11 protein-coding genes, 4 tRNA genes and 1 rRNA gene are annotated in these 13,944 nt (G+C 50.4%); 1 reads left to right on the forward strand and 15 read right to left on the reverse strand.

Features of this window, described 5'->3' with window-relative positions; translation table 11 throughout:
* Positions 1 to 37: 37 nt before the first annotated feature.
* The 12 genes from rpoB to VRC33_RS20890 all read right to left on the reverse strand — a co-directional run bounded on the left by rpoB (position 38) and on the right by VRC33_RS20890 (position 9,921).
* Positions 38 to 4,066, reverse strand: coding sequence for a DNA-directed RNA polymerase subunit beta (rpoB, locus tag VRC33_RS20835; protein ID WP_338559071.1), 4,029 nt, complete (start codon positions 4,064 to 4,066; stop codon positions 38 to 40).
* Between the two features lie 326 nt (positions 4,067 to 4,392).
* Entirely contained in the window at positions 4,393 to 4,758 is a 366-nt protein-coding gene (gene rplL, locus VRC33_RS20840) for a 50S ribosomal protein L7/L12 (protein WP_024966036.1), read from the reverse strand.
* A gap of 71 nt (positions 4,759 to 4,829) precedes the next feature.
* Positions 4,830 to 5,333: a 50S ribosomal protein L10 gene (gene rplJ, locus VRC33_RS20845; RefSeq protein ID WP_338559076.1), complete on the reverse strand. Its 504-nt coding sequence runs from the start codon at positions 5,331 to 5,333 to the stop codon at positions 4,830 to 4,832.
* A gap of 292 nt (positions 5,334 to 5,625) precedes the next feature.
* Complete coding sequence (rplA, locus tag VRC33_RS20850) at positions 5,626 to 6,330, reverse strand: 50S ribosomal protein L1 (RefSeq protein WP_338559078.1); 705 nt, start codon at positions 6,328 to 6,330, stop codon at positions 5,626 to 5,628.
* Positions 6,331 to 6,333: 3 nt separating this feature from the next.
* Entirely contained in the window at positions 6,334 to 6,762 is a 429-nt protein-coding gene (gene rplK, locus VRC33_RS20855) for a 50S ribosomal protein L11 (protein WP_338559080.1), read from the reverse strand.
* Positions 6,763 to 6,958: 196 nt separating this feature from the next.
* Positions 6,959 to 7,504 (reverse strand): transcription termination/antitermination protein NusG, encoded by a 546-nt coding sequence (nusG, locus tag VRC33_RS20860; RefSeq protein ID WP_062749168.1) that lies wholly within the window; start codon positions 7,502 to 7,504, stop codon positions 6,959 to 6,961.
* Position 7,505: 1 nt separating this feature from the next.
* On the reverse strand, positions 7,506 to 7,889 hold the full coding sequence (secE, locus tag VRC33_RS20865) for a preprotein translocase subunit SecE (RefSeq protein ID WP_338559081.1): 384 nt from the start codon (positions 7,887 to 7,889) through the stop codon (positions 7,506 to 7,508).
* 230 nt (positions 7,890 to 8,119) lie between these two features.
* Positions 8,120 to 9,304: an elongation factor Tu gene (gene tuf, locus VRC33_RS20870; protein WP_338559083.1), complete on the reverse strand. Its 1,185-nt coding sequence runs from the start codon at positions 9,302 to 9,304 to the stop codon at positions 8,120 to 8,122.
* A 113-nt stretch (positions 9,305 to 9,417) separates the two neighbouring features.
* Positions 9,418 to 9,493 (reverse strand) — tRNA-Thr (locus VRC33_RS20875).
* Positions 9,494 to 9,499: 6 nt separating this feature from the next.
* Positions 9,500 to 9,574 (reverse strand) — tRNA-Gly (locus VRC33_RS20880).
* Between the two features lie 160 nt (positions 9,575 to 9,734).
* A tRNA-Tyr gene (locus VRC33_RS20885) sits at positions 9,735 to 9,819 on the reverse strand.
* Between the two features lie 26 nt (positions 9,820 to 9,845).
* A tRNA-Thr gene (locus tag VRC33_RS20890) sits at positions 9,846 to 9,921 on the reverse strand.
* Between the two features lie 456 nt (positions 9,922 to 10,377).
* Between VRC33_RS20890 and coaA the strand changes: the two genes are divergently transcribed.
* Complete coding sequence (coaA, locus tag VRC33_RS20895) at positions 10,378 to 11,328, forward strand: type I pantothenate kinase (RefSeq protein WP_338559085.1); 951 nt, start codon at positions 10,378 to 10,380, stop codon at positions 11,326 to 11,328.
* A 26-nt stretch (positions 11,329 to 11,354) separates the two neighbouring features.
* On the opposite strand, the gene birA is transcribed toward coaA, so the two are convergent.
* From birA to rrf, 3 genes are all read right to left on the reverse strand, one after another.
* Positions 11,355 to 12,317 (reverse strand): bifunctional biotin--[acetyl-CoA-carboxylase] ligase/biotin operon repressor BirA, encoded by a 963-nt coding sequence (gene birA / locus VRC33_RS20900; protein WP_338559087.1) that lies wholly within the window; start codon positions 12,315 to 12,317, stop codon positions 11,355 to 11,357.
* On the reverse strand, positions 12,314 to 13,351 hold the full coding sequence (murB, locus tag VRC33_RS20905; RefSeq protein WP_338559090.1) for a UDP-N-acetylmuramate dehydrogenase: 1,038 nt from the start codon (positions 13,349 to 13,351) through the stop codon (positions 12,314 to 12,316). The genes birA and murB overlap by 4 nt, the downstream gene beginning before the upstream one ends.
* A gap of 418 nt (positions 13,352 to 13,769) precedes the next feature.
* Positions 13,770 to 13,885 (reverse strand): 5S ribosomal RNA (gene rrf, locus VRC33_RS20910).
* Positions 13,886 to 13,944: the final 59 nt, after the last annotated feature.

The raw sequence follows: 13,944 nt of genomic DNA on the forward strand, positions 1-13,944 counted from the left end.
CAGACGGGCGTGCTGTAACCAGTACAAATTCGAGTGCTTACTCGTCTTCAAGCTCGATGTTAATACCCAGCGAGCGGATCTCTTTCAACAGTACGTTGAAGGATTCCGGCATGCCTGGTTCCATCTGATGGTTACCGTCAACGATGTTTTTATACATCTTGGTACGGCCATTAACGTCATCAGACTTCACAGTCAGCATTTCCTGCAGGGTATAAGCGGCACCATATGCTTCCAGTGCCCACACTTCCATCTCACCGAAGCGCTGTCCACCGAACTGCGCCTTACCACCCAGCGGCTGCTGAGTAACGAGGCTGTAAGATCCGGTAGAACGCGCATGCATCTTGTCATCCACTAAGTGGTTGAGTTTGAGCATGTACATATAGCCAACGGTAACCTGACGTTCGAACTGCTCGCCTGTACGACCATCAAACAGGGTGATCTGACCAGAAGAAGGCAGGCCGCCGAGCTGTAACAGCTCTTTGATTTCGCTCTCTTTCGCGCCGTCAAACACTGGTGTGGCAATTGGCATACCCTTTTTCAGGTTTTCTGCCAGACGCAGCACTTCGTCATCGGAGAAGGTGTTGAGATCGACTCTCTGACGCAAATCGGTGCCCAGATCGTACGCGCGCTGAATGAACTCACGCAGTTTGGACACTTCTTCCTGCTTCTTAAGCATGGCGTTAATTTTCTCGCCAATGCCCTTCGCAGCCATACCCAGGTGGGTTTCAAGAATCTGTCCAATGTTCATACGTGAAGGTACGCCCAGCGGGTTCAGTACGATGTCAACCGGCGTGCCGTATTCATCGTAAGGCATATCTTCGATCGGGTTGATCTTGGAGATAACACCTTTGTTCCCGTGACGACCTGCCATTTTGTCACCAGGCTGGATCTGACGCTTAACGGCCAGATACACTTTCACGATTTTCAGCACGCCAGGTGCCAGGTCATCGCCCTGAGTGATTTTGCGGCGCTTCGCTTCGAGTTTCTTCTCAAACTCGTGCTTCAGCTCGTCATACTGCTCTGCCAGCTGTTCCAGCTGGTTTTGCTTCTCTTCGTCGGTCAGGCCGAGTTCCAACCAGCGCTCGCGTGGCAGCTTATCCAGTTTCTCCGCTTCAACACCGCCAGCAACCAGCAGGTATTGGATACGGCTGAACAGGCCAGCTTCGAGGATCTGCAATTCTTCAGACAGGTCTTTTTTCGCCTGCTTCAGCTGCATCTCTTCGATTTCCAGCGCGCGCTTGTCTTTTTCCACGCCATCGCGGGTGAAGACCTGCACGTCGATAATGGTACCAGACACGCCGTTCGGTACACGCAGAGAAGAGTCTTTAACGTCAGACGCTTTCTCACCGAAGATCGCACGCAGCAGCTTCTCTTCTGGCGTCAGCTGGGTTTCACCTTTCGGCGTTACCTTACCAACCAGAATGTCACCGCCGGTCACTTCAGCACCGATATACACGATACCGGATTCATCCAGTTTGGAGAGCGCAGCTTCACCCACGTTAGGGATGTCAGCAGTGATCTCTTCTGGCCCCAGCTTGGTGTCACGAGACACACATGCCAGTTCCTGAATGTGGATGGTAGTGAAGCGATCTTCCTGTACCACACGCTCGGAGACTAAGATGGAGTCTTCGAAGTTGTAGCCGTTCCACGGCATGAACGCGACGCGCATGTTCTGACCCAGTGCCAGTTCGCCGAGATCCGTTGAAGGACCATCAGCCAGCACATCACCACGTTCAATTGGCTCACCCAGATTCACGCATGGCATCTGATTGATGCAGGTGTTCTGGTTAGAACGGGTGTATTTGGTCAGGTTGTAAATGTCGATACCGGCTTCGCCCGGGTACATTTCGTCTTCGTTAACTTTGATAACGATACGGGATGCATCCACGTACTGAACAGTACCACCACGTTTCGCTACGGCTGTAACACCGGAGTCAACCGCTACCGCGCGTTCCATACCGGTACCAACCAGCGGCTTATCAGCACGCAGAGTTGGAACCGCCTGACGTTGCATGTTTGCACCCATCAATGCGCGGTTGGCGTCATCGTGCTCCAGGAACGGAATCAGTGACGCACCAACAGAAACGATCTGTTGAGTGGAAACGTCCATGTAGTCAACCTGATCGCGGCTGAACAGACTCGATTCGCCTTTGCTACGGCAGGTCACCAGATCGTCTACGAAGTGACCTTCGTCGTCGAGGTTGGTGTTCGCCTGAGCGATAACGTAGTTACCCTCTTCAATTGCAGAGAGGTAATGAATTTCGTCGGTCACCACGCCTTCGCGAACGCGACGGTATGGGGTTTCCAGGAAACCGTACTCATTGGTCTGTGCGTACACGGACAAGGAGTTAATCAGACCGATGTTTGGACCTTCAGGCGTTTCGATTGGGCACACACGACCGTAGTGAGTCGGGTGAACGTCTCGAACTTCAAAGCCTGCACGCTCACGCGTCAGACCGCCCGGGCCAAGTGCAGAGATACGACGTTTGTGCGTAATCTCAGACAGTGGGTTGTTCTGGTCCATAAACTGGGACAGCTGGCTGGAACCAAAGAACTCTTTCACTGCTGCAGAAATTGGCTTGGCGTTGATCATGTCCTGAGGCATCAGGGTATCCAGATCGCCCAGAGACAGACGCTCTTTCACCGCACGCTCAACACGGACCAGACCCACACGGAACTGGTTTTCTGCCATTTCGCCAACGGAACGAATACGACGGTTGCCGAGGTGGTCGATATCATCCACTTCACCAATACCGTTACGGATACCGATCAGTTTACGCATCACCTGAATGATGTCGTCTTTGCTCAGGATACCGGAACCTTCGATCTCGTCACGCAGCAGAGAACGGTTGAACTTCATACGACCAACCGCAGAGAGATCGTAGCGGTCTTCAGAGAAGAACAGGTTCTCGAACAGGTTTTCAGCCGCTTCACGCGTTGGTGGCTCACCAGGACGCATCATGCGGTAGATCTCAACCAGCGCGCTCAGGCGATCGTTGGTTGGGTCGACACGTACAGTCTCAGAGATGTACGCACCGTGATCCAGGTCGTTGGTAAACAGCGTTTCGATACGCTTGTGACCAGACTGGCTCAGCTTGGCCAGCAGATCCAGCGACAGCTCCATGTTGGCAGCAACGATCAGCTCACCGGTGCTTTCGTCGATGTAGTCTTTAGCAACGACTTTACCAGCGATATATTCAACAGGAACTTCGATGTGCTGAATGCCATCTTTTTCAAGCTGACGAATATGACGTGCAGTGATACGACGGCCTTTCTCAACGTACACAGTACCGTTGGATTCGATATCGAAAGAGGCAGTCTCTCCACGCAGGCGCTCAGGAACCAGTTCCATCTGCAGCTTGTTGTCGCGGATTTCATACACGATCTTGTCAAAGAACAGGTCAAGGATCTGCTCTGTGGTGTAGTTCAGTGCACGCAGAATGATGGTCGCAGGCAATTTACGGCGACGGTCAATACGAACGAACAGGTTGTCTTTCGGGTCGAACTCAAAGTCCAACCATGAACCGCGGTAAGGGATGATACGTGCGTTATAAAGCACTTTACCCGAAGAGTGGGTTTTACCCTTATCGCTGTCGAAGAAGACACCAGGACTACGATGCAGCTGAGAAACGATAACCCTTTCCGTACCATTGATGACAAAGGTACCGTTATCGGTCATGAGTGGAATTTCACCCATGTAAACTTCTTGTTCTTTGATGTCTTTAACGGTGCCTTCCGGCGCTTCGCGCTCGTAGATCACCAGGCGCAGTTTAACGCGCAGGGGTGCAGAGAACGTGACGCCACGAATCTGACACTCTTTCACATCAAATACAGGTTCGCCTAAACGGTAGCTGACGTACTGCAGCTCAGAATTACCGCTATAGCTTTGGATCGGGAAAACGGAACGGAATGCCGCTTCCAAACCATGTTGACCTTCCGGATCTTGCTCGATGAACTTCTGGAACGAGTCAAGCTGGATAGAAAGGAGATAAGGAATGTCGAGCACCTGGGGGCGCTTTCCAAAATCCTTACGAATACGTTTTTTCTCGGTATAGGAGTAAACCATAGGGTTCCTCAGCTCGCTGAAAGGTAGAACCTCGCTGTCCGTCCAGAGGGGACAGTTCATGCAACACTATTTTGTGACGCGGAAAGAAGACTCCCCTTCCGTAATACCTGTTTCTATCACGCTTAAATCATTTCGTTGCCGTTGCAAAGCAGAGAGGCTTCGCAGGAGAGCAATATATTAAGTCATCGATAGAGAAAGATATTAAGCAAATCAATGACTAAACAGTGTGAAATGCCATTGACGCTTTAGAGCGCAAAAAGGCTGGTGACTAAAAAGTCACCAGCCATCAGCCTAAAAATACTTAGGCTGCAACCTGAAAGGTTGGCTTATTTAACTTCAACTTCTGCGCCAGCTTCTTCCAGTGCTTTCTTCAGAGCTTCAGCGTCGTCTTTGCTGATGCCTTCTTTCAGGGCAGCAGGTGCAGACTCAACCAGGTCTTTGGCTTCTTTCAGGCCCAGACCAGTTGCGCCACGTACTGCTTTGATCACGGCAACTTTGTTAGCGCCGATAGCTTTCAGTACAACGTCGAACTCAGTTTTTTCTTCAACAGCTTCAGCAGCAGCGGCAGGACCTGCAACAGCAGCAGCAGCTGAAACGCCGAATTTTTCTTCCATAGCGGAGATCAGTTCAACGATTTCCATTACAGACAGGGCAGCAACGCCTTCGATGATTTGTTCTTTAGTGATTGACATTTAAAATGTTCCTGAAATTCAGTTTTAGTGTAAATACGTTAGCAAGAGTACGTAATAAGTGAATCTTAAGCTTATGCAGCTTCAGCTTCTTTCTGATCACGGACTGCAGCCAGAGTGCGAACCAGTTTGCCGGCAGCGGCTTCTTTCATGGTTGCCATCAGGCGTGCGATTGCTTCATCGTAAGTTGGCAGAGTTGCCAGGCGGTCGATCTGAGCCGCACTGATTAACTCGCCTTCAAAGGCCGCAGCTTTAACCTCAAATTTTGCATTCGCTTTCGCGAACTCTTTGAACAGACGAGCAGCAGCGCCCGGGTGTTCCATAGAATATGCAATCAAGGTTGGACCGACGAACGTGTCTTTCAGGACCTCAAACTGAGTTCCTTCAACGACGCGGCGCAGCAAGGTGTTACGAACAACACGCATGTAAACGCCAGCTTCACGACCTGCTTTACGCAGTTCAGTCATTTTGCCTACTGGTACGCCACGAGAATCCGCAACTACCGCAGACAGCGCGCCTTTGGCTACTTCGCTGACTTCAGCAACAATCGCTTGTTTGTCTTGAAGATTTAAGGCCATTAGCTTTTGCTCCTGGATTTTGCCGGAGATGAATTTCTCCGGAACTCACTTCACCTGACCTCGTTACCGAAGAGAGGCGCTTTAATACGGTGAGCAGAATCCAGCAAAGACTATAAAAATATTCTTCAGGTTCTGTCACCGTCTACGCAGGAGATTAAGCTTCTTACGAAACACCTGCGGTCTTGGACGGAGGCCTGGATAAGGCCAGGCTCCAACCGAAAATTCTGGTTCCGTAGTTAACGGAACAACGGGCGTAAGATTCTAGTAGAAACTTTCGCCCGCGTAAAGCAGATTAGTTAGCGACAGCGTTCAGGCCAGCCTGATCGATTGCCACGCCTGCACCCATAGTGGTGGAGAGGCTAACTTTCTTGATGAAAACGCCTTTCGCCTGAGAAGGTTTTGCTTTTTTCAGCGCAACCAGCAGGGATTCCAGGTTTTCTTTCAATTTATCTGTATCGAAATCAACCTTACCGATAGTGGTATGGATGATGCCGTTTTTGTCGTTACGATAACGAACCTGGCCCGCTTTAGCGTTCTTAACCGCTTCAGCAACGTTAGGCGTTACAGTACCCACTTTCGGGTTAGGCATCAGACCGCGTGGGCCCAGTACCTGACCCAGCTGGCCGACAACGCGCATTGCATCAGGAGATGCGATAACAACGTCGAAGTTCATTTCGCCTTTTTTGATCTGGTCAGCCAGATCTTCCATACCTACCAGCTCAGCGCCTGCAGCTTTAGCAGCTTCAGCGTTTGCGCCCTGGGCAAATACGGCAACGCGAACAGAACGGCCAGTACCGTGTGGCAGTACAGTTGCACCGCGAACGTTCTGATCGGATTTACGGGCATCAATGCCCAGGTTTACCGCTACGTCAACGCTTTCAACGAACTTGGCAGTAGCCAGTTCTTTCAGCAGAGCAACAGCTTCGTTGATGTCATACTGTTTAGTTACATCAACTTTGTCGCGGATTACGCTCATGCGCTTGGTCAGCTTAGCCATTTCTTAGTCCTCTACTACCAGGCCCATGGAACGAGCAGTACCTTCAATTGAGCGAGCCATCGCTTCAACATCAGCACCAGTCATGTCCGCAGCTTTGGTTTCTGCGATTTCACGTACCTGAGCACGCGTTACTTTACCTACTTTGTCTTTGTTCGGCTTGCCGGAACCAGACTTGATACCAGCCGCTTTCTTCAGCAGGATTGGTGCTGGAGGCGTTTTGGTAACGAAGGTGAAAGAACGGTCAGAGTAAACGGTAATCACTACTGGAGTAGGCAGGCCTTTTTCCAGGGATTCTGTTTTGGCGTTAAACGCTTTACAGAATTCCATGATGTTAACACCCTGCTGACCCAGAGCCGGACCTACTGGTGGACTTGGGTTTGCCATACCTGCTGCAACCTGCAGCTTGACGTAGGCTTGTACTTTCTTAGCCATGATAATTCCTCTATTGGGTTCATACGCTCCGTGAAGAGCTCCCCGTGATTAATATTCACACGCTGATACAGCGCATAAAAACAAAAGGCGCGAAATTGTATTGCAATTTCGCGCCTCTGGCAACCAGTAATCTACTGCAGGGGTCAAATTTCAGGCAGGAAAACTTCCTCTGAAATCTGACCGGCAGACATGATGGTCAGCCTTTTTCAACCTGTCCAAAGTCCAGCTCAACCGGCGTTGCACGCCCAAAGATTGAAACCGAAACTTTCAGGCGGCTTTTCTCATAATCCACTTCTTCAACCACACCGTTGAAGTCAGCAAACGGACCATCGCTGACCCGAACCATTTCACCCGGTTCGAACATGGTTTTAGGACGTGGCTTATCACCAGCCTGCTGCAGGCGGTTCATGATCGCATCGACTTCTTTATCGCTAATAGGTGCCGGACGATCGGAAGTACCACCAATGAAGCCCATGACACGAGGCACGCTACGCACCAGGTGCCAGCTCGCATCATTCATGACCATTTGGACCAGGACATAACCTGGGAAGAACTTGCGCTCGCTTTTACGACGCTGGCCGCCACGAATTTCAACCACTTCTTCGGTTGGAACCATGACATCGCCAAACAGCTCTTCCATGTTATGTAATTTGATATGCTCGCGCAGCGACTGAGCTACACGGCCTTCGAAACCGGAAAACGCCTGAACGACGTACCAGCGTTTTTTTGGAGCTTCAGACATCTCAGAACCTCAGGCCAGTGATAAACGATACCAGACGGACCAGAATACCATCCAGTCCCCACAAAATCAGTGACATCACGGCAGTTACCGCGGCAACGATTAACGTGGTGTGCAACGTTTCCTGACGAGTCGGCCAAATGACCTTGCGAACTTCGGTGCGCGCTTCACGGGCAAATGCCAGTGTTGCCTTACCTTTTGTTGTCAGCAGCGCAATGCCACCTGCTGCTGCGATCAGGATAACGACGGCCAGCGCGCGCAATGGCAGCGTGACTTCACGGTAATAGTAGTTGCCTACGATAGCCACAATCAGCAGCAACGCCACGACTAACCACTTTACTGCTTCCAGGCCACGCCCGTTTCCTTGAGCTTCGGTATTAGCACTCATAAACCAACCTGCCACAATAAATCAGAAACTATTTTGCCCCGTAAAACGAGGCAACCGAACCGAATGAGGCTGTAAGGCGAAACTCGGCATATAACGCCGTGCTACAGAGCCTGCCTCAGCAATGATTATGGGTTTAAAATCACTGATGAGCCAGGTTCTATGTTACAGCGTGCAAAAAGGGCATCAAATGATGCCCTTTTCATGTGTGTTGCGTCAAATATTATCAGCGATTACGCGATAACTTTAGCAACAACACCTGCACCAACAGTACGGCCGCCTTCACGGATTGCGAAACGCAGACCGTCATCCATCGCGATTGGGTGGATCAGGGTAACAACCATCTGAATGTTGTCACCTGGCATTACCATCTCAACGCCTTCTGGCAGTTCGATGGTACCGGTCACGTCAGTAGTACGGAAGTAGAACTGAGGACGGTAGCCTTTGAAGAACGGAGTATGACGGCCGCCTTCGTCTTTGGACAGAATGTAAACTTCTGACTCAAATTTGGTGTGTGGCTTGATTGAACCTGGCTTAGCCAGAACCTGGCCACGCTGGATATCTTCACGCTTGATACCACGCAGCAGAACACCACAGTTCTCGCCTGCACGACCTTCGTCCAGCAGCTTACGGAACATTTCAACGCCGGTACAAGTTGATTTAGCAGTATCTTTGATACCAACGATTTCAACTTCTTCACCAACCTTGACGATGCCGCGCTCTACACGACCGGTAACAACGGTACCACGGCCAGAGATTGAGAACACGTCTTCGATTGGCAGCAGGAAAGGCTTGTCGATGGCGCGCTCTGGTTCTGGAATGTAGTTATCCAGGTGGCCAGCCAGCTCAATGATTTTCTCTTCCCACTCAGCTTCGCCCTGCAGTGCTTTCAGTGCAGAACCGCGAACGATTGGCAGGTCATCACCAGGGAAGTCGTAAGCAGACAGAAGTTCACGAACTTCCATCTCAACCAGCTCCAGCAGCTCTTCGTCATCAACCATGTCACATTTGTTCATGAACACGATGATGAAAGGAACGCCAACCTGACGACCCAGCAGGATGTGCTCACGGGTCTGAGGCATAGGGCCGTCAGTCGCAGCTACAACCAGGATAGCGCCGTCCATCTGAGCAGCACCGGTGATCATGTTTTTCACATAGTCGGCGTGGCCCGGGCAGTCAACGTGCGCGTAGTGGCGGGTTGGGGTGTCATATTCAACGTGAGAAGTGTTGATGGTGATACCACGAGCTTTTTCTTCTGGCGCGTTATCGATCTGGTCGAACGCACGAGCAGAACCACCGTAGGTTTTAGCCAGAACGGTAGTGATAGCAGCAGTCAGGGTTGTTTTACCGTGGTCAACGTGGCCGATAGTACCAACGTTGACGTGCGGTTTGGAACGTTCAAATTTTTCTTTAGACATCGCTTGTCCCTCTAAGACACGGATAAATCGGTGATATCACCACATCAACCAGGCAAAGCCTGAATGTTGAATTTAACTGTACAGAGAAAGAATCAGGGAGGGAGATTTAGAAGTGGTGCTGATACCCAGAGTCGAACTGGGGACCTCACCCTTACCAAGGGTGCGCTCTACCAACTGAGCCATATCAGCACGGCTTGGAGCGGGCAGCGGGAATCGAACCCGCATCATCAGCTTGGAAGGCTGAGGTAATAGCCATTATACGATGCCCGCATCCTGGAACTCGGCTACCTGTTCTGTCTGTAGCTTTTGAACAACAAGAAGATGCCCTCTTGCTATTCGAGTCAACCCGCATACGCTTGATGACCCAGACTGCGCTTGAGCTCAGTCGAAAATCTTCATGTTATTTCAACCTTAACCTTCAGGGTCGAAATGGTGGTGGGGGAAGGATTCGAACCTTCGAAGTCGATGACGGCAGATTTACAGTCTGCTCCCTTTGGCCGCTCGGGAACCCCACCTGGGGTACTTGTTACTAGGTACTTGATGGTGCCGGCTACCGGAATCGAACTGGTGACCTACTGATTACAAGTCAGTTGCTCTACCAACTGAGCTAAGCCGGCATCAAGTGGTGCGCATTCTAGGAAGACCGGGCGCCTGATGCAACAAAAAAATTGCGATAATTGTTCTTATGCTTACTATTTGTGCAATCGTGCGCAAATAATCGCCTTACCACAGTAAATTCGTTCAAAGAACCACCGTTTTTGCGTTTTTTCACCGCCCCCCTGCTCACTGATTTTTTGACGTCAGCAACGGAAAGAGAGAACTCTGCAAAGGTTTTGTAATCAGAGTCGCCAGATCATTGCCAGCGAATTATTCAATAAGTGTGGGTGCCGTTGCGTTTGCGCTCGCAGATTTTATTTTTTCTTCTGGTTACTCCCCATCAGGTGGTAACCTCCTGTGCATTGTTTTCTGAAATTTACCTTAGTTACGTGAACGGGATAAGGCGGGTTTACTCCCCTTCCTTCCGGATGAGTCAAAATCACGAAAGGCGAATTCTTGCTGGCAGAAGCAGGCATATGAGTAAAAAAGAATCCTTGTTGACCACGCCCTATCTGCAATTTGATCGTGCTCAATGGGCTGCACTGCGCGATTCGGTGCCCATGACATTGAGTGAACAGGAAATTGCCCAGTTAAAAGGGATAAACGAAGATTTATCTCTGGAGGAAGTTGCAGAGATCTATCTGCCCCTCTCGCGTCTGCTTAACTTTTATATTAATTCCAATCTGCGACGTCAGGCGGTACTTGAGCAATTTCTTGGGACCAATGGCCAGCGAATTCCCTATATCATCAGTATTGCGGGTAGCGTTGCCGTAGGTAAAAGCACTACTGCACGTGTCTTACAGGCTCTGTTGAGCCGCTGGCCTGAACATCGTCGGGTAGAGTTGATTACCACCGATGGCTTTTTACATCCTAATGAGGTGTTAAAAGAGCGCGGCCTGATGAAGAAGAAGGGGTTCCCGCAATCCTATGACATGCATCGCCTGGTAAATTTTGTATCAGATTTAAAATCCGGTGCCTCTCAGGTAACGGCCCCCGTCTATTCGCATCTTATTTATGATGTTATTCCGCGAGGGGATAAGGTTGTAAAGCAGCCCGACATCTTAATTCTTGAAGGTCTTAACGTTTTACAAAGCGGAATGGATTATCCTCACGATCCTCATCGCGTATTTGTTTCTGACTTTGTAGACTTCTCAATTTATGTTGATGCGCCCCTTGAGCTGCTGCAGAAATGGTATATCAACCGGTTCCAGAAATTCCGTCAGGGCGCATTTACCGATCCGGATTCTTATTTCCACAATTACGCTAAACTTTCTGAAAAGGAAGCGGTAGGGATTGCCTCACAGCTTTGGGAAGAGATTAACCTCAGGAATTTAAAGGAAAATATACTCCCAACCCGGGAGCGCGCCAGCCTGATAATGACCAAAAGCATCAATCATGCGGTCGATTTAGTGAGATTGCGGAAGTAAAAAAGGGGCTCAGTGCCCCTCTTCATTTAATCTTGTGGGCGTAATGATATTTCACCGCCAACCCAGGATTTCCTGACCCCGTCCTGTTCCAGAATTAATCCCCCTTGCTGATCGATTCCCCGGGCAATCCCTAAAATTTCCCGGTCGCCAATCAGTAATTTTACCCGCCGGTTAATAAAATTATCTAATTCGCTCCAGCGCTCAATAAAGGGGGCCAGTCCTTCCCGCTCGAAAAGCGGAAGGGAGGTTCGCATATTATTAACCAGTTGTGCTGCAAGCGTATTTCGATCGACATTTACGCCAGCTTCCTGCAGGTTTATCCAGCCCTGGTTAACGATATCTGCATCGGGTGAACGCATGGCAAGGTTGATGCCTGCGCCAATAACCAACTGGGCAGCATCGCCAGTTTTTCCTGTCAGTTCAACCAGGATCCCGGCCAGTTTACGATCGTTAAGATAGAGATCGTTTGGCCACTTCACTCTTACCTGACTGGCCCCCAATGATCGCAATACCTCTGCAATCACAATGCCTATCACGAGGCTCAGCCCCATTGCTGCCATTGGCCCCTGCTCAAGACGCCAGTACATGGAAAGATAAAGATTAGAACCAAAGGGAGAGAACCATTGCCGGCCACGTCGCCCTCTTCCGGCCTGCTGATATTCGGCTACACAGGCATCACCAGATTGCAGTGTATCCATTCTCTCTAACAGATACTGGTTGGTAGAGTCGATCACAGGTATCACAGCCAGGCGCCCGTCCTCTAACTGATCCATGATTTTTGCTTCATCCAGCAGTTGCATCGGCGAGGGCAGACTATATCCTTTGCCTGTTACGGTAAACACGTCAATGCCCCAGTCTTTCAGGGTCTGAATATGTTTATTTATGGCCGCACGGCTCATACCAAGTTGTTCACCCAGCTGTTCGCCAGAATGGAATTCGCCATCAGCCAGAAGACTTATCAGCGTTAAGGGGACTGTATTACCTTTCATGTAATGACTCCAACGGCATCTTTTTCGCCCTGAGCGCCAACGAAACGCACCTCAGGCTCAAGCCACACGTTAAATTTCATACCCACGCGTTGACGCACTTCATGCGCTAACGCCACGATATCCATGCCGGTAGCCTGATCTTTATTGATCAGCACCAGCGCCTGTTGAAGATGTACCGCTGCCCCACCAATGCTGTACCCCTTGAGGTCACAGCGGTCAATCAGCCATCCGGCAGCAAGTTTTACACTTCCTTCTGTCTGCGGATAAAAGGGCATATCAGGAAATATTTTGCGGACAGATGCTGCTAATTCAGCACTGACCACCGGGTTTTTGAAAAAGCTGCCTGCATTTCCTACCCTGGCAGGATCGGGCAGTTTACTGCTGCGTGTTGCGCAGACAGAGTCATAAATTTGCTTTGGCGTGACTGATTCAGGGGAAAACTTACTCAGTTCACCGTAGGTCATTACCGGGAGCCATTGTTTATTCAGCACCAGGCCTACTGCAACGATGGCATAACCCTGCTGATAACGATGCTTAAACACGCTGTCACGATAGCCAAAGTGACACTCCTCCGCAGACAGGCGCTGTATCTCTCCCGATGAGAGATTGAGCAAATCGACGTATTCGCAGACGTTTTTCAGCTCCACACCGTAAGCACCAATGTTCTGGATAGGGGCAGAACCTACGCAACCTGGGATCATCGCCAGATTTTCCAGTCCTGGGTAGTTATTTTCCAGGGTATATTTCACCAGATTGTGCCAGTTTTCTCCGGCACCGATATGCAAATGCCAGGCACTATCGCCCTCTTTAACCCGAATTCCCTTCAGCCGGTTAATAATGGCTGTGCCCTCGAAGTCTTCAAGGAACAGAATATTGCTTCCTTCACCAATCAGCAGCACTGGCTGATGCTTTTTCAGACTTTCCTGCCAGGCATGGGCGATCTCGTGAGCCGTTTCAGCAATGATAATCTGCTTAGCATTGACGTTAAGATTGAAGGTGTTGAAGGGTTTTAAAGAATGGGTCTGGCTGGACATATTACGGCCTTTAGGAATTCATCTGCCGGTAGTTTACCCGATCAAAACCCCGGCCGCTGAGTGATTTAACAGTTGCAGACTTTAAGCACGATCTTTGCCCCACTTACTCAAGCTGATGCCGTTTTTTCACAGGTCATTTCGGGCTTAACAGCAGCGGCAAGTACCCTGACTGGTAAAAAGTGGTTAAAACATGAACACTTCACGCGTTCTGCCCGCTGAGTTCATCACGTTTCAGCGGGTTCAAAACGACAAAAGGCCCGGCGCGTCAGCGCGGGGCCTTTTTCTTTGCACTTTTTCACCGGTCACGCCGGTCTTCGCCGGGCCCGGACCTGAATCTCGGGCAATACTGGCCGGTTTTTCATCGCGCGCAGACGCAAAAAACCCCGGCCTTGCGGTCGGGGTCAGTGCTTGATTTGATGCCTGGCAGTTCCCTACTCTCGCATGGGGAGACCCCACACTACCATCGGCGCTACGGCGTTTCACTTCTGAGTTCGGCATGGGGTCAGGTGGGACCACCGCGCTAAAGCCGCCAGGCAAATTCTGTTGTTCACGCCGCCCTCGCAGGCCACGCAAATCAATCCGTTATCGAACAG

Origin of the sequence: Erwinia sp. E_sp_B01_1 (genome assembly GCF_036865545.1) — a bacterium.
Classification (GTDB): domain Bacteria; phylum Pseudomonadota; class Gammaproteobacteria; order Enterobacterales; family Enterobacteriaceae; genus Erwinia.